The organism is Streptomyces sp. DT224 (assembly GCF_049844595.1).
In the GTDB taxonomy this organism is placed as follows: Bacteria; Actinomycetota; Actinomycetes; order Streptomycetales; family Streptomycetaceae; genus Streptomyces.
On the sequence record NZ_JBNCLI010000004.1, the window covers coordinates 1 to 20,210 of the forward strand.

At 69.2% G+C, this 20,210-nt stretch carries 15 protein-coding genes; 9 read left to right on the forward strand and 6 right to left on the reverse strand.

Going from position 1 to position 20,210, the window contains the following annotated elements; all coding sequences use genetic code 11:
* Positions 1 to 621 (reverse strand): beta-ketoacyl synthase N-terminal-like domain-containing protein (locus ACLQ2N_RS10460; RefSeq protein WP_425811361.1); only part of this gene is annotated, 621 nt, incomplete at its 3' end.
* A 128-nt stretch (positions 622 to 749) separates the two neighbouring features.
* A complete protein-coding gene (locus ACLQ2N_RS10465; protein WP_425811363.1) occupies positions 750 to 1,493 on the reverse strand; it encodes a thioesterase II family protein in 744 nt (247 codons plus the stop codon).
* Positions 1,494 to 2,386: 893 nt separating this feature from the next.
* On the opposite strand from ACLQ2N_RS10465, the gene ACLQ2N_RS10470 reads away from it, so the two are divergent.
* On the forward strand, positions 2,387 to 5,026 hold the full coding sequence (locus ACLQ2N_RS10470) for an AAA family ATPase (RefSeq protein ID WP_425811365.1): 2,640 nt from the start codon (positions 2,387 to 2,389) through the stop codon (positions 5,024 to 5,026).
* Positions 5,027 to 5,070: 44 nt separating this feature from the next.
* On the opposite strand, the gene ACLQ2N_RS10475 is transcribed toward ACLQ2N_RS10470, so the two are convergent.
* The gene (locus ACLQ2N_RS10475; protein WP_425811367.1) at positions 5,071 to 6,477 is read right to left on the reverse strand and encodes an aldehyde dehydrogenase family protein; all 1,407 of its coding nucleotides are present in this window, start codon (positions 6,475 to 6,477) and stop codon (positions 5,071 to 5,073) included.
* 219 nt (positions 6,478 to 6,696) lie between these two features.
* Positions 6,697 to 7,875 (reverse strand): sensor histidine kinase, encoded by a 1,179-nt coding sequence (locus ACLQ2N_RS10480; RefSeq protein WP_425811369.1) that lies wholly within the window; start codon positions 7,873 to 7,875, stop codon positions 6,697 to 6,699.
* Positions 7,876 to 8,034: 159 nt separating this feature from the next.
* Here ACLQ2N_RS10480 and ACLQ2N_RS10485 point away from each other — a divergent pair, with 159 nt between their 5' ends.
* Together ACLQ2N_RS10485 and ACLQ2N_RS10490 are read left to right on the forward strand one after the other, a co-directional pair.
* Positions 8,035 to 8,853, forward strand: a complete 819-nt coding sequence (locus tag ACLQ2N_RS10485; protein ID WP_425811371.1) for a class I SAM-dependent methyltransferase — start codon at positions 8,035 to 8,037, stop codon at positions 8,851 to 8,853.
* Between the two features lie 15 nt (positions 8,854 to 8,868).
* Entirely contained in the window at positions 8,869 to 10,203 is a 1,335-nt protein-coding gene (locus tag ACLQ2N_RS10490; protein WP_425811373.1) for a carotenoid oxygenase family protein, read from the forward strand.
* Positions 10,204 to 10,359: 156 nt separating this feature from the next.
* Here the strand turns inward: ACLQ2N_RS10490 and ACLQ2N_RS10495 are convergent, their stop codons facing one another.
* Together ACLQ2N_RS10495 and ACLQ2N_RS10500 are read right to left on the reverse strand one after the other, a co-directional pair.
* The gene (locus tag ACLQ2N_RS10495) at positions 10,360 to 11,781 is read right to left on the reverse strand and encodes a sensor histidine kinase (RefSeq protein WP_425811375.1); all 1,422 of its coding nucleotides are present in this window, start codon (positions 11,779 to 11,781) and stop codon (positions 10,360 to 10,362) included.
* Positions 11,782 to 11,852: 71 nt separating this feature from the next.
* Entirely contained in the window at positions 11,853 to 12,602 is a 750-nt protein-coding gene (locus ACLQ2N_RS10500) for a response regulator transcription factor (RefSeq protein ID WP_425811377.1), read from the reverse strand.
* 226 nt (positions 12,603 to 12,828) lie between these two features.
* On the opposite strand from ACLQ2N_RS10500, the gene ACLQ2N_RS10505 reads away from it, so the two are divergent.
* The 6 genes from ACLQ2N_RS10505 (at position 12,829) to ACLQ2N_RS10530 (ending at position 20,190) form a co-directional block, all read left to right on the forward strand.
* On the forward strand, positions 12,829 to 13,749 hold the full coding sequence (locus ACLQ2N_RS10505) for an ABC transporter ATP-binding protein (RefSeq protein ID WP_425811379.1): 921 nt from the start codon (positions 12,829 to 12,831) through the stop codon (positions 13,747 to 13,749).
* Positions 13,746 to 14,582 carry an ABC transporter permease gene (locus ACLQ2N_RS10510; RefSeq protein ID WP_425811381.1) on the forward strand — a complete coding sequence of 279 codons (837 nt, stop codon included), beginning with the start codon at positions 13,746 to 13,748 and terminating at the stop codon, positions 14,580 to 14,582. Before ACLQ2N_RS10505 ends, ACLQ2N_RS10510 begins: the two co-directional genes overlap by 4 nt.
* Positions 14,583 to 15,165: 583 nt before the next feature.
* Entirely contained in the window at positions 15,166 to 16,017 is an 852-nt protein-coding gene (locus ACLQ2N_RS10515) for a metallophosphoesterase family protein (protein ID WP_425811383.1), read from the forward strand.
* Positions 16,014 to 16,694, forward strand: coding sequence for a 4'-phosphopantetheinyl transferase family protein (locus ACLQ2N_RS10520; protein WP_425811385.1), 681 nt, complete (start codon positions 16,014 to 16,016; stop codon positions 16,692 to 16,694). Before ACLQ2N_RS10515 ends, ACLQ2N_RS10520 begins: the two co-directional genes overlap by 4 nt.
* Before the next feature lie 272 nt (positions 16,695 to 16,966).
* A complete protein-coding gene (locus tag ACLQ2N_RS10525) occupies positions 16,967 to 19,948 on the forward strand; it encodes a helix-turn-helix transcriptional regulator (RefSeq protein WP_425811387.1) in 2,982 nt (993 codons plus the stop codon).
* Between the two features lie 101 nt (positions 19,949 to 20,049).
* Entirely contained in the window at positions 20,050 to 20,190 is a 141-nt protein-coding gene (locus ACLQ2N_RS10530) for a hypothetical protein (protein ID WP_327712500.1), read from the forward strand.
* Positions 20,191 to 20,210: the final 20 nt, after the last annotated feature.

The window sequence follows — 20,210 nt, forward strand, 5'->3', positions numbered from 1 at the left end:
ACACGCCGTGTCCACCGTCACCGCCGGACCCTCGAAACCAAACGTGTAGGACACCCGCCCCGAGGCGACACTGCCCGCGTTTCCGATCCCGACCAGACCCTCCAACTCAGCCGGCGTCGCACCGAACTGAGCGGCATAGTCGTGATACATCACACCGGCGAATACACCCGTCCGGCTCCCCCGCAGCGAGGACGGACTGATACCCGCACGCTCCATCGCCTCCCACGAGGTCTCCAGCAGCAGACGCTGCTGCGGATCCATCGCCAGCGCCTCACGCGGCGAGATCCCGAAGAACCCCGGATCGAACTCACCCGCGCCGTAAAGGAATCCACCATGCCGGGCATACGAGGTCCCCACCGACTCCGGGTCCGGATCGTAAAGACGCTCCAGGTCCCAGCCACGGTCGGCCGGGAACTCACCGATCCCGTCAACCCCGGCCGCCACCATCCGCCACAGATCCTCCGGCGATCCGACCCCACCCGGGAACCGGCACGCCATCCCCACGATCGCCACCGGCTCGCGGACCGCCTCCAGGAGCGAACGGTTCTGTTCCCGCAACCGCTCCGTCTCCTTCAACGAGGACCGCAGAGCTTCGATGAGCTTCGGATCGTGCGTAGACATTCTCGCCTCGTGCTCTCGCGATACGGACTATCAGGGCGTCGTGGCAGACAGGGTGGACAGCTGCACTTGACGGGTCGGGCTTGACGGACAGGACTGGGCAGGCCCGGCTGGTGGACCCGGACCGGGGGCTAGCGGGCGGTCAACGTCTCGGTGATGTACCGCAGGACGGCCGGGGCGTGGTCGTTGAGGTAGAAGTGGCCGCCACCGAAGACCTTCATCTCGAAGGCGCCGCTGGTGTGCTCCTTCCAGCGCAGCGCCTCGTCCTGGCTCACGTGCGGGTCGTCGTCCCCGACCAGGACGTGAACGGGTGAGTCGACCACTGCGTCGGGCTGACACCGGTAGGTCATCACCGCGGTGTAGTCGGCGCGCATGGCCGGCAGGACCATGGCGAGCAGCTCGGGATCGTCCAGCATCCGCGGGTCCGTTCCGCCCAGGCTCTTGACCTCGGCGACCAGTGCCTGGTCGCTCTCCTTGTGGAGGGTCTCCTCGCGTACGCACGAGGGTGCGCGCCGACCGGACGCGAACAGGCCGAGGGGGATGACTCCCTGTTCGCGCAGCCGGAGCGCGACCTCGAACGCGACGACGGCCCCCATGCTGTGGCCGAAGAACGCGAGCGGGCGGTCCGCCAGGGGGAGGATCTCGGCCATCACACCGTCGGCCAGACCCGCGATGTCAGAGATCTGCGATTCGTGACGGCGCTCCTGCCGACCCGGGTACTGCACGGCCTGGACGTCCAGCACGGGCGACAGCTCCCGCGAGACGGGGTGGAAGTACGACGCCGAGCCACCCGCGTGCGGGAAACAGATCAGACGGGTCCCACCGGCAGGGGCGGGGTGGAACCGCCTCAGCCACGTTCCGCTTTCCTTGGACACTTGACGTTCCTTCCAACCTTCCAACAGTGTTCGAACTCACCCCGGACAGCCCCCGCCCGGGCGCGCGCGGCATCCGTCCCGGTGGGCAGGTGGCCCGTCGGAACGGCGAACCGGTCGTCGGTGCGGCCTGGCCTTGTCCGCCCGGACGACCGCACGGCCCGAACCCGGGCGCTCACCCGCCGACCCCTGGCTCGTTCGGTCGCATCGATCGGAATTTCCTGTGAGTCTGCTGAGGGGACCCCGGAGCCGGCGGGGCCGTGGGCCGGCCCTTGCTGCATTCCGTCAGGGCGTCACTGCAGGATCCGGGGGGGCGGGTCGGCCCGCTTCGACCCTCATTTCAGTCCATGAGGTCGGGCGTTAGCTACCGGGATCGCCCCCTGAACACCGGTCGACGTTCTCCCCTACCCGATCCCCTATCTCGCCTGACGGGCCACCCCTAACGCATCGCCTAACACATCGTCACAAAAGCCCTCTTGTAACCCACTTCGGGTTCCTGCCAGTGGCCCGTGCCATAATCGCCCGCATGCGCCGCCACCCCGTGATCTGCGGTGAGCATCCTGCCTGCAGCGTCCTCCCGTCCTGTTCCACAGGTCCGCCGGGCCCGAGGGGGCTGCGCGGCGCCGCTGTGATCCAAGCCACAGTGCCCGGCCGGTATCGTGTGAATCGCTGAAGCCGGTTCGAACGAGAGGGCTTGACGTGCACTTAAGTCAAGGGCCGCCTGTCGCTCATCAAATCGACAAACAAGGCCGACTCTGTCGTCACTGGGGTTCTCCTAGGGTTTCCGGGGATTGCGTACGGATCGATCCATGCCAGTCGGAGGTAGGACAAGCGAGTCGAAGCCGATGACATCGGCAGCTCTGGTCGTATTTCAAAGCTAAATGACGGGGGAACTCATGCAGCTGATAAGTCAGGAATCCGAACTCGCCCTATTCGAGACCGCACTCGGGCTGAGTAGAACCGGTACGGGCGAGATTCTTCTGATCGAGGGCGCCGCGGGCTCCGGCAAGAGCGAGCTCATGGAAGCCTTCGCCGCACGCGCGGAGCGCGAAGGCGCCACCGTACTGACTGCCACTAGTTCGGCCACCGACCGAGCGGTGCCGCTGAGCACGCTGCAGCAGCTTCTCGACCGGACGACCGGGATCTCCCCGGAGGATCTGCCGGTTACCGAGACCGGTGCGCTCACCCGGGAGTCCCTGCGCCTGCTCCACCAGGCCCTGAACCGGATCGCCGCCGACTCGCCCCTTGTGATCTTCGTTGACGACCTCCACCTCACCGACCCGGCGACGCAGGAGTTCCTGCTCCACCTCGCCAAGCACGGCCGCCGCAGCCCGACCCTCCTGGTCCTCTCCCAGACCCTGCACTGCACCCCTCTGGACGCCGAGTTCATCACTGAGCTGCTGCTGCGCACCAATCTGCATCGGATCCAGACCCGGCCGATGAGCACCGACGAGGTGACCGCTGCCGTTGCCGCCTCCACCCTCGTCGAGCCGGATGAGGCAGACGGCCTGACCGCCGAGCTGCACCGGATCAGCGGCGGCAACCCGCTGCTGATACGGGCCCTCATATTCGAGCAGTCGGCGGCCCGGCTGCGCCCGCTGTCCCAGGTGGTGGTGCCGCAGTTCGGCGGCCCCTTCGCCCGGGCCGCGTTCAGGTGCCTGCAGCGCTGCGGCGAGTACGCGCTCCTGCTCGCCACCGCCATCATCGTGCTCGGCCAGGGGGCGACGACCGAACTGCTCGCCCAGCTCACCAACCTCACCCTGGCCGAGGCCGAGCAGGGGCTCTCCGCGCTGCAGGCGGCCCGGCTGCTGGACGGCCGCGGTTACCGCCACCCCGTGGTGCGAGCCACCGTGCTGGAGAACATGCCGCCCAGCACGGTCGCCGGAATGCACCGTCGGCTGGCGGAGATCCTGCACCGGAGCGGCGCCGACGCCGAGGTCGTCACCCAGCACCTGATGGACTCCCACCCCGGATGCGGCTCGGACGACCTGCCGGTCTGGGCCTCCGACCTGCTCAACACCGCGGTCGACCAGGCGGCGCGCGTCGGGGACGTCGACCGGGCCGCACGCCTCCTCACCCTCGCCCGCGACACCTGCGACGACCCGGGCAGACGAGTCGAGATCATCACCCGGCTCTCCGGCCTGCTCTGGCAGGTCGACCCCGCGCGGTCCGAGCAGCACCTGGCTGAGGCCGTCGCTGTCGCGCGCTCCGCCCCGATACCCTCCGCCCGGCTGAAGCCCCTGTTCCAGTCCCTCTTCGCGCAGGGCCGGATCCCCGAGGCCGCCGAGGTGCGCTGCCTGCTGCTCGACGCGGACGGAGACAAGGCGCCGGCCGAGGACCTCCAGCCGCACAGCTACACCCTCGACGACGCCCACCTGCCCGACATCGAGCGCTTCCTGCAGGCGACGACGCTCACCGGTCCGACGCTCACCTCGATCATCCAGGCCATCACCTCGCTCATCCTCTCCGCCGAGCCGCAGCATGGCGTCGCCTGGTGCCAGGTCTTCCTGGAGCAGGCCCTCCGCTCCGACTCTCCCGGCTGGCACTCCGTCTTCTCCGCCCTGCTTGCCCAGGCCCAGCTGCGTCGCGGCGACCTCGAAAGCGCCGAACGGCACGCCGTCACGGCGCTGGAGAGCCTGCCGGACCGGAACTGCGACTACGCCTTCGCCCCGCTCGCCACCCTGCTGCGGGCCCGGACCGAGATGGGCCGCTACGCCGACGCCGCCGCGATCGTGCACAGCCAGGGCATCCAGGGGACCAGCCGGACCATCCACGAGCTGGGGTACCTGCGGGCCCGGGCCCGCTACTACTCCGCCACCCGGCAGTTCAGGGCCGCACTGGATGACCTCTACGAGATCGGCCGGCTGATGAAGGACTGGGACATGGACCATCCCTTGGTGCTCCCGTGGCGCACCGAGGCGGCCGAGGTGCTGCTGAACGTCGGTCATCAGCACCAGGCCGACCGGCTGGTCCTGCAACAGCTCGCCATGGCCGAGGCGCGGCACCCGTGGATCCGCGGCACCTCGCTGCGGCTGCGGGCGAAGATGAGCGACCTGCGCAAGCGGCCGGCCCTGCTGCACCGCGCCGTCGCCGAGTTCGGCTTCTCCGGCGACCGTGTGCAGACCGCCCACGCCAAGGCCGAGCTGAGCGAGGCGCTGCTGGCCCTCGGCGACCCGCTGGCCGGGGTCACCGGCCGGGAGGCGCTGGCGCTGGCCTCCGAGTGCCGGGCCGGCGCCCTGCAGAAGCGGATCCAGGCGGGGGTCCTCGCCCCGGCCGATCCGAGCCCGCCGGCCGTGTCGGCCTTCGACCCCACGGTGTCGGAGCTGAGTGCCACGCTCAGCGAGTCGGAGCGCCGGGTCGCCTCGCTGGCCGCGCTCAAGTACAGCAACCGGGAGATCTCTGAGGCGCTGCACATCACCGTCAGCACCGTCGAGCAGCACCTCACCCGGGTCTACCGGAAGCTGAGGATCAACCAGCGCAGTGCGCTGCCGGCCAGTCTTGAGCTCTGGGCGATGGACAGCGTCGAGGCGATCTGAGCGCCGCCTCGGGCCTGCCGCCACAGGACCGAGGCCACGCCCGGTCAGGACTTCGCCCGGTGCAGGACCTGCAGTTCGGTGAAGCTCTCCAGCCCCCATGGACCGTTCTCGGTGCCCACCCCGCTCCACTTGAAGCCGCCGAACGGCTGGCCCGGGTGCAGGTCGGCGTGGGTGTTGATCCACGCGGTGCCGCACTCCAGCCGGCCGGCCACCTCGGTCGCCCGGTCGACGTCGGCGCCCCAGACCGAGCCGCACAGGCCGAAGTGGGTTCCGTTGGCCCGCTCGACGGCCTCGTCCACCGAGCCGTACCGGACCACAGGGAGGACGGGGCCGAACTGCTCCTCGTCCACGATCCGGAAGCCGTCCTCGACATCGGCCAGCACCGTCGGGCGGTAGAAGTAGCCGGGCCCCTCGATCGGTCCGCCACCGGCCGCGGCCCGGCCGCCGCGGGCCAAGGCGTCCGCAACCAGCCCGCTGACGCGCTCCAGCTGCGGGCGGTTGTTGATCGGCCCGAACTGGACGCCCTCCTGCGTGCCGTCGCCCACCCTGGCGGCCCGCGCCGTCGCGGCCAGCGCCTCGACGAGGTCGTCGTGCAGGTGCTCGGGAACGTAGACGCGCTTGATCGCCGAGCAGAGCTGGCCGTTGTTCTGGAAGGCCCGGCTGAACAGCTTCGGCGCGATCGCGGCCGGGTCGGCATCGTCCAGCACGACCGCCGGGTCGTTGCCGCCCAGTTCCAGGGTGACGCGCTTGAGGTCGGCGGCCGCAGCGGCCGCGACCTTCTTGCCGGTGGCGATGCTCCCGGTAAAACTGATCTTGCGCGGGACGGAGTGTGCCGTCATCGCGGCACCCAGCGGGTCGAGCCCCGTGACTACGTTCAGCACGCCCGGCGGGAGGACCTCGCGCATCAGCTCGCCGACGGCCAGTGTGGTGAGCGGGGTGTACGGGGACGGCTTGAGGACGACCGTGTTGCCGCCCAGCAGAGCCGGCGCAAGCTTCCAGGTGGCCAGCACCAGGGGGAAGTTCCACGGCGTGATCGCGGCCACCACGCCCATCGGGCGGCGAATCACCTCGACCCGGGCGGCATCGTCGTCGCGGATCACCTCACGCGGGACCGGCAGGTCGGCGAAGTGCTTGAGCCAGATCCCGGCGCCGGCGATCTCGAACAGCGCGTCCGGGATCGGCTTGCCCTGTTCCGCCGTCAGCAGCGGGGCGAGCTCCTGGGCGCGGTTGAACAGCAGGTCGCCGGCCGCGTGCAGCGCCTTGCGGCGTACCGCCTCGTCCTTGCCCCACTCGCGCTGGGCCCGCTCGGCGGCGGCGAACGCGGCGTCCAACTGCTGCTCCGAGCAATCCGGTGCCCGAGCGAACACCTCGCCGGTGGCCGGGTTGATCACCCCGAAGGTGGCCGCGGCCGGTGCACTCCGGCCGTCGATGGTCATCGTGTACCGGGTCATTGCTACGTCTCCCCAAGTTCGCCAAATCGCAGGTCTGGTCAGCCTCACCGGCCCGGCCGGGTGCGCGCCACGACATTTGTCACGGGTACGCACGGGCACGGACGACTGGTGTCACGGGACCGGGCCGGGTCTCCCGCGACAGGCCCGTACCCAGTCCCGGCAGCGGCTCCGGCCCGCCCCGGTCACGTCCCGGGCCCGCTCCCGCGCGACGGGCCGTGCTCAGTCCCCCCGGGCGGCCCGGGCGGTCACCGGCTCGGCCGGCGCCTTGGCCCGGAGCCGGAAGCCGCCGAGCACCCGCCCGCTCTCCAGGGTTCCGCCGACCGCCCGCAGCCGCTCCTCAAGGCTCAGCAGCCCGTAGCCGCTGCCTGCCACCGCGAACCGCCCGCCGCGGCCGTCGTCCTGGATCTCCAGCCAGTTCGGTCCGGTCCGCACCGTACAGCTGCGCGCACCGCTGTGCTTGATCACGTTGGTGACGCCCTCGCGCAGCACGTAGCCGAAGACGTCCCGCAGGTCGACGCGGACCGCGTCCCCTCTCTCCGGCAGGGTGCCCTCGATGCCGGCCGCGCGCAGCGCCATCCGGGCGCTGGCCAGCTCTTCGTCCAGTGAGGAGGAACGTGTGTCCAGCACGGTGTTGCGGATGTCGCCGAGCGCCGTCCGGGAGAGCTCCTCGATCTCGCGGACCTCAGCTACCACCGCGGCGGGATCCGTGCCGACCTCCAGCATCCGCCGGGCCAGCCCGCTCTTGACCGCGATCACAGCCACCGAGTGCCCGAGCACGTCGTGCAGGTCGCGGGCTACCCGGGCCCTCTCGTCCGCGACCACCTGGTGCATCAGCGCCCCCCGGGCCGCCCTCAGCTGGGCCACCACACGGGTGAGCATGAAGATCAGCGACATCGACAGGGTGAGCAGCACCAGCAGGATCGTGCCGGTCCAGTGCACCTCACCGTCCAGCACCCGGGTCACCACCAGTTGGGCCACCGCGGCGCCCAGGCCGACCAGCCGGCTCGCCTGTGCTGGCAGCAGCATCACGGCGGCCACGATCGCGAAGGCCAGATAGATCAGCGAGTCGCCATCGCCGGTCAGGAACGGCAGCACCAGGCCGAGCAGCAGCAGCCAGGCGATCATCAGCACCCTGGTCGGCCAGGGGCTGCGGGCGCCGATCCGCGCGACGACCACGAAGCTGATCAGATAGACGACGAGGTCGGCGACCAGCAGCGCCGTCCGCAGCCCGGAGGCGTCCGGGCCCAACCGGGTCGCAGGCTGAATGAGTATCACCCCGAGGACAGCCACCACGATCCAGCCGCGCAGGCGAACTGACCAGTGCTTCCGCGCTTCGTCCCGGGGCCCGTCGAGGGGCCATTGCCAGCGGTCGGATTGGTTCGGCTCAGTGCTCACCACGCCGGGCAGACTATCCGACCGACTGGGGATGGCGCTTAGGGGCTGTTAGGGGTTACGTCCCGCGCTCGGCTGCGCAAATACTGAATGAGCGGACCGGGGATTTCCCTACGGCCTGACCTGCGTTCATTCTCATATCCCCGCTAAAGGAGCACGCCCGTTATGGAAGCCGTTTCCGACACCGCGCTGTGGGCCGCCGCCGTGCGGGCCGACGAGTCCCAGCTTGAGGACGCCCTCTTCGTGGACGACCTCGCCGCCGATCTCGCCGGCGAAAAGGGCTTCGCCCTGCGCGACCGGTACGACAACGCCGGGGTTCGGGCCTGTATCGCGGAACGGACCCGCTATCTGGACGAGGTGATCGCTCGTCACCCATCGTTCCGCCAGGTCGTCTTCCTGGCCGCCGGGCTGGACACCCGCTCCGTACGGCTGGAGTGGGCCCCCGGCACCACGCTGTACGAGGTCGACCACGCTGACCTGGTCGCGTGGAAGGAGCAGCGCCTGACCGAGCTCGGCGCCCAGCACGCGGTGGAGCGCCACACCGTCGGCATCGACCTGCGCGAGGACTGGCCGAAGGCCCTGGAGGCGGCCGGCTGGGTCCCGGGTGCCCCGACCCTGTGGATCGCCGAGGGCCTCTTCTACTACCTGCCCGAGGACGGTGCCCGGGAATTGCTGGCCCGGATCGCCGAGCAGGCCGCCCCCGGCGACATCCTCTCCGGCGACCTGGTCAGCCGGCAGACCATGGTCAGCGAGTCCGAGGCGGCCAGGCGGAACCTGGTCCTCCTGGAGGAGGACGGCAGCCCCTGGCTGTTCGCCACCGATGACCCGGAGGAGTACCTGAGCACCGGCGGCTGGGAGCCGACCGAGGTCCTCATCCTCGGCCACCCGGGCGCCAACTTCGGCCGCTGGCCGGGGCCGGCCATCCCGCGCGAGGCCATGGGCGTTCCGCGGAACTTCTTCTTCTTCGCCACCAAGCGCGGCTGACCCGGGGCTGCCCTGATGAACGATCCGCTGCCCCATCTCGCCGGCAACTACGCTCCGGTCACACGCGAGCTCACTCGACACGACCTGCCGGTCAGCGGCGCCATCCCCCCCGAACTCACCGGCTGGTACCTGCGCAACGGGCCCAACCCGTGCGAGGTGGAGTCCTCTCACTGGTACCTCGGCGACGGCATGGTGCACGGCGTCCGGCTGGAGGGCGGCCGGGCGACCGCCTTCCGCAACCGCTGGGTCCGCACCTCCGTGCTGACCGATGACGCCCAGCTCTACGACGCCTCCGGCCGCCGCGACCTGGCGGCCGGAACGGCCAACACCCACGTCGTCCGGCACGCCGGGCGGCTGCTGGCTCTGGCCGAGGCGTCGCTCCCGTACCAGCTCACCCCGGATCTCAACACGGTCGGCGTACACGACTTCGACGGCAAGCTGACCACCGCGATGACCGCGCACCCCAAGACCTGCCCGGTTACGGGTGAACTGCACTTCTTCGGGCAGGAGGTGCTCTCCTCCCCCTACCTCACCTACCACCGGGCCGACGCGGCCGGGAACCTCGTCGTCAGCCGGGGCATCGAGGAGGCGGGGCCGACCATGATGCACGACTTCAGCCTCACCTCGCGGCACGTCGTGTTCATGGACCTGCCGGTTGTCTTCGACGCGAACCGGATTTCCGCCGGCGACGCGGTGCCCTACGTATGGGATGAGACGTACGGCGCCCGGCTCGGTGTGCTCAGCCGGGATGACCCGCACGGCGCGATCCGCTGGTTTCCGATCGACCCCTGCTACGTGTTCCACGTCTGCAACGCCCACGACGCGGGGCCCGGGCAGATAGTCCTGACCGTCGTCCGCTACCCCGACCTGTGGCGCAAGGACAGCTCCGAGGCATACCCGTTCTCCACCCTCTGGCGGTGGACCGTCGACCTGGCCTCAGGATCGGTGCGCGAGGAGCAACTCGACGACCAGTTCACGGAGTTCCCCCGGATCGACGACCGGCTCGCGACCCTGGACGCCCGCTACGTGCACACCATCGTCGCCCCGGCACACCCCCGCCACGCGGACATCCCCGGCGCTCTGCTCCAGTACGACCTGAGCACCGGGGCTGTCACCCGCCACACCCTGGGCCCCGGCCGCATCCCGAGCGAGGCGGCCTTCGCCCCGTCCGACGACCGCCCCGGCGGCCACGGCTGGCTGATGGCGTACGTCTACAACGCGGCTACCGACACCAGCGACCTCGTGATCGTCGACGCCACGGACCTCTCCGCCCCGCCCGTGGCCACCGTCCATCTCCCTCAACGGGTCCCCTACGGCTTCCACGGCAACTGGCTGCCCGACCCTCGTTAGTGCCCCCCCGCCACCCCACTCCCGCAGGCCGGCACCGCCCCTCCACGGGCAGGGACCGGCTTCCGGCCCGTCCCGCGCGGCAGATTCCACAGCAGGCAAAGCGCCAACCCTGTGCCCGGCACCGGGATTCGACCCGCCCTCCGGCTCATCAGGCGGTCATCCCTGGTCCCCGAGTGGCAAGGTGATCCGGAAGGTGGCTCCCTCGCCGGGTGCGGTGTGGACGCTCAGGGAACCTTCGTGCGCCACTACCAGAGACTGAGCGATGGCGAGGCCCAGCCCGGCTCCGGTCCTCCCGTCCGCCTCGGACCTGTTGCGGGCGTCGTCGGACCGGTAGAAGCGACGGAAAATGCGCTCTGCGTGCTCTGGCGAGATACCGGTCCCCTCATCAGCGACCTCAAGGATGCTTTCGCCGTCACTGGTGCCTACCCGGATCTCGACCGCTGACCCCGCCGGTGTGTGGGCGATGGCGTTGCCGACGAGATTGGTCACGACCTGCCGCAGCCGGGCCTCGTCGCCCAGCACCGGTGCCACGCCGATCTGACCACCGTCCAGCCCGGTGAGGGTCACGTGGCGTGACGGGTCCAGGGCGCGGAGATCATGGAGCGCGTCCACGGCGACCGCGCGCAAATCCATCGGCGCGACGCGGAGCAGCGCGGTCCCAGCCACCTCGTGCTCGTCCAACTGCGCCAGGAGAAGCAGGTCTTCTACGAGACGAGTCAGCCGGTCCGCCTCGCGCTCGATGCGGTCCATGGTCCGGTCGACGTCGGACTGGTCCGACAGCGCACCCATCCGGTAGAGCTCGGCGAAGCCGCTGATGCCCGCCAGTGGCGTGCGCAGCTCGTGGCTTGCGTCCGCCACGAACCTCCGCATCCTCGCCTCGGAGTCGGTCCGGGCCGCCACTGCCGCCTCGATGCGCTGCAGCATGCCGTTGAGCGCCGTGCTCAGTCTGTCCATCTCGGTATTGGCCGCTGCGGATCCGGGAACCCGTCGGGACAGATCACCCGCGGCGATCGCCTCGGCGGTCTCCTCGATCTTCCGCAGCGGCCGGAGGCCGGCACGGATCGCAAAGAAGCCCATGAGGCTGAGAACGGGCAGCAGGGCGCTGCTCAGGGCGACGGAATTGCCCCGTACCCCCTTGATGGTCGCGTTCACATGGTCGAGCTTGCCGGCGATCACGACGCTCCCGCCCGCCGCCCAGGACGGCTTCGGAAGGAGAAGAACGCGCCACTCGGTGGGGCCCCGCGTGCTCCCGGTGGTGAACGGCCTCGACGCCCTTTCCCGGACTGCCGCCGCGCTCAGGTCGGGAAGCTGGGGCGGTGGGGTACGGGAGCCGCCGGTCCCGGCGGTTTCGGTGCGCTCGATCCGGCCGTCCGCAGACACATGAGCTACGTAGATGTCCCCGAGCAGATCGGCCCCGGACGGTTGCGGCAGCCCCCGGGTGGACGGAGGTGAGGCGGTGTGCTTCGGCAGCGCCATGACCACCAGATTCCCCGTGGTGCGCAGTTGGTTGTCCGCGCGCGTCATCAAGGCCGGGGTGAAAAAGCTCAGCAGCACGATGTTGCCGAGCAGCAGCCCCACGGCGAGCACCGCCGTAGTGATGAACACGAGGCGGATGCGGAGCGACAGCCGGATGCGCAGAGGCGGGAATTTCATGACCAAGGGCTTCGCATGACGTAACCGATGCCGCGGACCGTATGGATCAGCTTCGGCTCGACGTGGTCGACCTTGCGGCGCAGGTAGCTGATGTACGACTCCACGATGCTCGGATCACCGCCGAAGTCGTAGCGCCAGACCTCCTCCAGGACTTGCGACTTGGACAGCGTCTGATCGGCGTGCTCCATCAGATACCGGAGCAGTTTGAATTCCGTGGGGGACAGCTCCACGGGGACTTTGGCGCGTCTGACCCGACGTGTCGCCGGGTCCAGTTCGAGATCGCCCACGTGGAGCACTCCGTCGGTCGGTCCTCCTCCGGTCCGGCGGAGGATCGACCGGATCCGGGCGATCAGCTCTTCCAGCCGGAACGGTTTGGTCACGTAGTCGTCTCCTCCGAGCGTCAGGCCGTTGACCTTGTCCTCGATGTCGTCGCGCGCGGTGAGGAAGAGAACCGGTACGTACCCGGCCGGTGAGCCCGTGGCACTGAGGGCTGGGTCGCGCAGCCGGCGGACCACTTCAAAACCGTCCAGGCCGATGAGCATCACATCGAGGACGACCAGGTCTGGGCGCTCACGTGCCACCGCGACCAGGGCCTCCTCGCCGCTCGCCACCGAGATGACACGGAACCCTGCGAAACGCAGACTGGCGGCGAGCAGTTCCCTGAGGGTGGGCTCGTCCTCGACCACCAGCAAGACACCGTCATTGGGCCGCACCGCTATCTCCCTGGCCAGTGGCACGGCTGCCATGCGTCTCTCCCTTCACTGTCGCGCCGATCGGCCCGACCGTTCGTACAGACAATAAGTTGAAAGAGGCTGGGTTCGAGTCTTCGTCCGAGTTTTCCAGGAAGCACTCAGGATTCTCGGAGGAGCCGGACACCTGGCAAGGGCACGATCAGGGCATGAAATGTCAGCCGCGAGGTTCTGCAGCGGCCGCCGCCGATCGGCCATGCTGCCCTGCCGAGGAGATCGCCCAATGATCAGAGCACAAGGGCTCACGAAACGCTACGGCGACAAGACGGCCGTGGACAATCTCACTTTCCGTCTCCGCGAGGGCGTCGTCACCGGCTTCCTCGGCCCCAACGGAGCCGGCAAGACCACCACCATGCGGCTCATCCTCGGACTGGACTCGCCCACCTCAGGAACGGTGACCGTCGGGGGTGTGCCGTTCGCGCAACTGCCTTCGCCGATGCGGTCCGTCGGCGCCCTGTTGGAGGCGAATGCGGTTCACCCCCAGCGCACCGCACGCAACCACCTGTTGTGCCAGGCGCTGAGCAACGGGATTTCGCGGCGCCGAGTCGACGAGGTCCTGGAGCTCGTCGGCCTTGGCCAGGCAGGGCGGCGCAAGGCAGGAGGGCTCTCTCTCGGCATGGGACAACGGATGGGAATCGCGTTGGCCCTGCTGGGCGATCCACAGGTGCTCATCTTTGACGAGCCGGTCAACGGTCTGGACCCGGAAGGGGTGTTGTGGATGCGACACCTCATGCGTGACCTTGCGAGCGAAGGGCGCACGGTCCTGGTGTCCAGCCATCTCATGAGCGAAATGGAGCTCACGGCGGACCACTTGCTCATCATCGGACGAGGGCAGTTGATCGCCGACATGACCATGGCCGACTTCATGGAGGAGCAGTCCCGGCAGACCGTGCTGGTACGCACGCCGCCCGCGGAAGACACATTCGAACGGATCCTGCAGGACGCGGGTGGTTCCGTACGCCCCGACGGATCCGGAGCTTTGGTCGTGTCCGGCTTGGACAGCGGCGTGATCGGCGCGCTGGCCATGGCGAAGGAGGTGCCTTTGGTCGAACTTACTCCGCAGAGGCTCTCTCTCGAAGAAGCCTTCATGAAGCTGACACAGAGCAGTGTCGAATACTCGGCAGGCGAAGGAGCGCAGAGGTGACCACGCCCCCCACGGTCGCGGAGCAAGAACCGGGCAACGGTGCGGAGCGTCGGCAGGTGACCATACGCCAGCTGCTGATGGCTGAGTGGGCCAAGCTGTTCACCCTGCGGTCCACGACCTTCACCTTCCTGACCGCCCTGGCGCTGGGCACCGGCCTCGGCCTGCTCTTCAGCGCATCCGGTGCGAGGGAGTTCCGCGCCGCGTCCGCCGCCGCCCAGCAGGATTTCGACCCGGTCGCAAGCAGCCTGGGCAGCTACATCTTCGCCCAGCTGGCCTTCGCAGCCGTCGGTGTCAGCGTCTTCGCGTCGGAGTATGCGACGGGAACGATCAGTACCAGCCTGACCTCGGTGCCGCAGCGTGGCCGGCTCATGGCAGCGAAGATTATCGCCTTTGCCACGGCGGCACTGGCAGTAGGACAGGTAATCGGTTTCCTGTCGTTCCTCGGCGGCCAGATGATCCTGTCGTCGAAGCATGTGCCGCACGCGTCGCTTGGCGAGCCACTCGTGCTGCGCGCGGTGGCTGGGTGTGGCCTCTACCTGGCTGCGGTCGGGCTCCTCGGGCTGGCCTTTGGCGCCCTCGTACGCTCGGCGACGCTGGGGCTCGTGCTGGTCACCGTGGTGACTCTGGTGATCCCCACACTGAGCAACACGCTCCCGCACGCGTGGGAGGCGTGGTTGCAGAAGTGGTGGCCGCCGAACGCCGCAGCTCAGGTAATGGCGATCAAGCAGCCGGCAGACGCACTCGGCCCGTGGGGCGGATTGCTTCTGCTACTGCTTCTCGTGGGCGCAGCCCTCGTCGCCGCCGCCGTCGCCTTCCGGACCCGCGATGCCTGAGCTGAACGTGTCCCGCTCCGGCCAGTGATCAGACGAACGAGGACTGGCCATGCCACGAGGACATCGCGCAGCATGGCCAGTTCAGCAGGTGTCCGCCCTCGGGTGTCACTGCACCGTTCCGGGTTCCGCAGAGACTTCAGATAGTGGTTCGCCGGCGAGCGGCGAGTTGCCTGCTCAGGTATCTCAGGGTGGGGCTGGACAGATGGATCGAGGGCGGGTAGACAAGCACGCGAAGATCCCGGCAGACACGGGTGATCTTGGTCGAGAAACCCGTGTGCCAGGACCTTCGTCGTTCCGTGCAGCCCTCACTCGTCAACTCTCCGACGCTCAAGTCAGGTGGGGAAGGGCTCACTGCCGCCGGCCTAGTCCACGGCGAAATAGGGCACATCCCACCCGTCGCATTCGAAGCCAACTACTACCTCACGACCACGAGACCCCAGGCCACAAGCACAATCTGAAGCCTCTGCGGAACCCGGAAGGGTTCAATCTACCGTTTTCGGGCCATGGGCCACCGTGGGTGGAACTTTCCAACGCCCCGCGTGCGGGGCAAGCTAGGCCGGCACGCCGTCGCAAGGGAGTAACTGTGGGAACCGGCAAGCTGTTGGCCGTCAGCGATCTGCACACTGTCCATCAAGAGAACCGCGCCATCGTGGAGTCACTACGGCCGTCATCGGCAGACGACTGGCTGATCATCGCCGGCGACGTCGCGGAGAAGTACGCGGACATCGATTGGGCTCTGAGGCTTCTCAGCGAACGGTTCGCAAAGGTGGTTTGGGCGCCTGGCAACCATGAGCTATGGACACATCCGGATGATCCGGTCCGCCTGCGTGGCGAGAAGCGCTACCTGCATCTGGTCGAACTCTGCCGCGGCCTGGGCATCTCCACTCCTGAAGACCCGTACCCGGTGTGGAGCGGAGAGGGCGGCCCGGTGACGGTGGCCCCCCTCTTCGTCCTGTACGACTACTCGTTCCGGGTTCCGGAAGCTCGCAGCAAGGAAGAATCCCTTTGCCTGGCTCGTGAGGCCGGGATTGTCTGCACCGATGAGTACCTTCTGCACCCCGACCCCTATCCGACACGCGACGCCTGGTGTCACGCCCGGGTAGCGGAGACCGAACGACGGCTAGCCGCTGCCGACCCGGCTCGTCAGACCGTTCTGATCAACCACTTCCCTTTGACGCGCCACCCCACCCACATCCTGCGCTACCCGCACTTCGCGCAGTGGTGTGGCTCGGAACTGACCTCCGATTGGCATGTACGTTTCCGCGCCGCGGCCGTCGTCTACGGGCACCTGCACATCCCTCGCGTCACTTGGCACGACGGAGTCCGCTTCGAAGAGGTTTCCGTCGGCTATCCCCGCGAGTGGCGCACCCGAGCCTGGCGTGACCCCCTTCGCCAGATTCTTCCGCAACCGCCTCGGGAGGCAGTGGACCTGTGATCGAGGAAATACTTCCCGCTGAGGTCCTCTCGGCGGAGGCCTTCGACGATCAACTGCTCGGTCAGTTGGGTCCGTCTGCAGTGCTTTTCCCCGAGGAAGCGGCGGTTGTGGCCATGGCCGTCCCGCAACGGCAGCAACAATTCGCAACCGTGCGCGCACTTGCTCGGCGCGCACTCGCTCAACTGGGCCTGCCTCCCGTGCCGCTGTTGCCCAATAGGCGCGGGGCACCTCAGTGGCCGGACGGGGTAGTCGGTAGCATGACGCACTGTGACGGGTACCGGGCGGCGGTGGTGGCCAGGGCCGTCGAAACTCTAGCCATCGGGATCGACGCAGAACCGCACGGCCCGTTGCCGGAAGGAATTCTGGACGCCATCTCGTTGCCGCTCGAACGCTGGTGGATACGCGAACTCACAGAGCGCGACCCCGGCGTGTGTTGGGACCGGCTGCTCTTCAGTGCCAAGGAAAGCGTGTTCAAGGCTTGGTATCCGCTTACTGGTCTGGAGCTGGGATTTGAGGAGGCGGAAGTCAGTTTCGAACCGGACCAAGGTATGTTTTCTGCTCGCTTGCTCCGCACCGGGCCAGTGGTGGCCGGCCGAGAGCTGGGAGGCTTCTCCGGCCGATGGCTGGTCCGTGACGGTCTCGTCACCACTGTGATCGCACTGTCCGCGACTCAGTGAGCGCTTTCCAACCTGACGTCTGAGTAGCTGTTGCCGTTCCGATGGTGAGGGGTGGGCGTCGAACGGGGAGTCTCGGTCGGCTGGTCGTGGGTGGCTGCGGGCATGAAGCGGGGGCCGTCCCGCCACGTGTGTCGCCTACGTCGGTTTCGTCAGAGTGCCGGGCCCGCATGCCGACCGTCCTCGGCAGATCAACGTTGCCCCGCCGAGGCATTAGTGTTCGCCACGGCGTAGAGGCGACCGGAATGATCCGACGACGGCCGGGGGAGCACGAGGTGACGAGTCGGCACGACGGCCGCCAGGACTTCGGCAGCAGTGCACCCAAGCGCGTCAAGGAGCGGCTGACGCCGGGTTTCGTCGGCCGGACCGAGGTCCTCGAAGCGGTGCTCGACGCGCTCCGCGAGGGGCCAGCCTTCGTCGTCATCGAGGGCGAGGCGGGGATCGGGAAGACCCGGTTGCTGCGGGAGGCTCTCGCGGCCCTCGTCCCTTCCCCGTCCCGGTCGCGTCCGGTGGCACTGGTCGTCACCTGCCCGCCGGTCGAGGAACCCTTTCCGTTCGGCGCGCTGGTGGACGCCCTGCGCCGGCTCCGCCCCTCGATCGACGGCCTCGTCCTGAGCCGGCTCGCAGGCGCACTGCAGCCGCTCTTCCCTGAATGGGCCGACGAACTGCCGCCACCGCTTCCGCCGTTGCACGACGCGCAGGGCACCCGGCACCGGGTGATGCGCGCCCTCACCGAACTCGTCGAGAGGATGGGCGTCGAACTCCTCGCGGTGGAGGACGCCCAGTGGGCCGATCCGGCGACGTTGGAGTGGCTGCTGGCCCTGACGGCCGGCGGCGGCGCGCACCCGTCGATCGTGGTCACCTACCGGCCCACCGATGTCACCGACGGCTCCCTCCTGCGTCGCCTCACCGCCCGTCCGCCGGCCGGCGCGCGGCATGTGCGGGCCGAACTCGTCCCGCTGGACGCGGAGGCGACCCGGCAGCTCGTGATGTCGATGCTCAGCACGGAAGAGGTTTCGCGAGAATTCACCGAGTTTCTGCACGAGCACGCCGATGGAGTACCCCTCGCGGTCGAGGAGACGGTCCGGCTCCTGCGGGACCGACGCGATATCGTGCGCCGCAAGGGCCGTTGGGCACGGCGGGCGCTGCGCGGCCTGGTGGTGCCACCGACCGTGCGGGACTCCGTCCTCGAACGTGTCGCCCGGCTGGATTCCGGCACACGCCACATGCTGGAGGCCGCGGCGGTGCTGGTCGAGTCCGCGGACGCCGACACGCTCACTGCCGTTGCCGACGTGGACAGGGCGACCGCGCGGAACGGACTCGCCGCCGCGTTGTCGTCGGGTCTCCTCCTTGAGGCAGCCCCCGGCCAGTACGCCTTCCGGCACGTCCTCGACGCGACCGCTGTGGGCGAAGCGATACCGGCCCCCCGGCGCCGTCTACTTGCCCACCGGGCGGCATGGACGCTCGAACGGATCACCCATCCACCGGTCGCGAGGCTCTGCCGGCACTTCCAGGACGCCGCGGATGTACAGGGGTGGAGCCGATACGCCGAGGCGGCAGCCGACCTCGCGCGGGAGTCCGGCGACGACCACACCGCCGTGACCATGCTGTACACGCTGCTCACCACGGCCCCGTTGACGGACGGAGAACGTGCCCGCCTGGCCCGGAAGCTCGGCTCGGTGACCGTGCACCGCACCGAACCGCTCGGTGACCTGGAGATCGCGGTGCGCAACGCACTGACCGAGATCCTGGGGGACGGCGCCCTCGTCGGGCCGGAGCGGGGAGAGATCCGGCTGCTCCTCGGATGGCTGCTGTTCCAGCTCGCCGAATTCGACGCGGGGCACGACCAGTTCCGGGCCGCGGTCGACGAACTGCACGACCGCCCGGCGAGCGCGGCCCGCGCCATGATCTTCCTCTCCCGTCCCGAAGCCCCTCGTGACTGGCCGGTGGCGCGCCACCTGGCGTGGCTGGACCGTGCGAGCGTGGTCATTTCCCAAGTCGAACCGGCCTCGGCACGCCGGGCCCTGTACATCGACCGCGCGGTGCGGCTCCTCGACCTGGGCGAGGAGTCCGGCTGGGCGGCCGCCGACGCGATTCCCTCGTCGGCCACCTCCTTCGAGGAGTCGTACGACTTCCTGCGCGGGCTGCTCAACGTCGCCCAGCACGCGATCGACTGGGGACGGTTCCCGGAGGCCCGCGAGCGCCTTGACGCGGTCATCGGCTCCGCCCGGGCCGTCGGCCACCTGCGGGCCGTCGAGTTCGCCGAGTTCGACCACGCGCTGCTCGACCTCTGGACCGGGGAGTGGGGCGGTCTCCCCGACACGGCGGCCCGGCTGGAGTCCGAGGGAACCCATCCGTTGATCCGCCTGGCGGGGGGTGCGATCCGAGGCACCCTCGAAGTCGCGGAGGGCCGGCGGGAGAGTGCGGTGACACTGCTGCGGACGATCCTTGAGAGGACCACGGCCAGCCCGGCGACATCTCCTGCCGTACTCGCCGCGGCGGCCCTGGGCCGGCTCGCCCTGGCGGACGGCAACGCGGTAGCGGCCCTGGAGTTCACCACACCGCTCATGACGGTCGTCGCCGAGAAGGGCACCTGGCTGGACGGGACCCTCGCGACTCCCGTGCACCTTGACGCGCTGACCGCCACCGGCAGGATCGACGACGCCGAGGCGCTCCTCGACCGGATGGCCGCCTGGTCACAACAGCGCTCCGCCCCCGTACTGGCGGCAATGGTCCTGACCGGCCGAGGGTACGTGGCCCAGGCTCGTGGCGCATTCGGCCGGGCCGCGACCCTGTTCGGTGAGGCAGCCGTCGCACTCGATGACCTGCCCGCCCGTCACCACGCACTCCTCGCGCGCGAACGGCGCGGCCGGTCGCTGCTGGCCGGCGGCGACCGCGAGGCCGGCCTCTCCCTCCTGCGTGACGTGCGGCTCCGGTTCTCCGGCCTCGGCGCCCCGTGGGACGCAGCCAGGGTCGAACGAGTGCTGCACGAAGCCGGGCCGGTCACCACACGCTCCGGGCGCCGTGGCCCGCGTGGCTACGGAGACGCGCTCTCCCCCCGGGAGCAGCAGGTACTCGCTCTGGTGGCGCGCGGCATGACCAACCGGGAAGCCGCCGCAGCGCTGTTCCTGTCACCCAAGACGGTCGGGGTGCACCTGGGTTCGGCCATGCGCAAGCTCGGTGTGTCCTCCCGCACAGCGGCCGCGATCACTGCCATGGAGAACGGTCTGATCCCGACCGGGCACAGCCCGGGGTGACGTGTTCGCCGCCCCTCGGGGCGGCGGCAGGCGGTCCGTGCACGTAACAACTAGGCATTCGCCTTATAGGTGTCGGCGGGCCGGGAGGGCAGCCTGGCCGGATGCAGCCCGATTCAGCCGCCCCCGGCGCGCCCGACGACGCGACAGGCGACTTGCACCCCCATGTCCACGACGGCCTCGACGACTTCCCCGATGACGACGACGTGGACGATGCGACGCACGACGCACTCGAACCGCTCTGAAGCCTGCCCGCCACCACCGA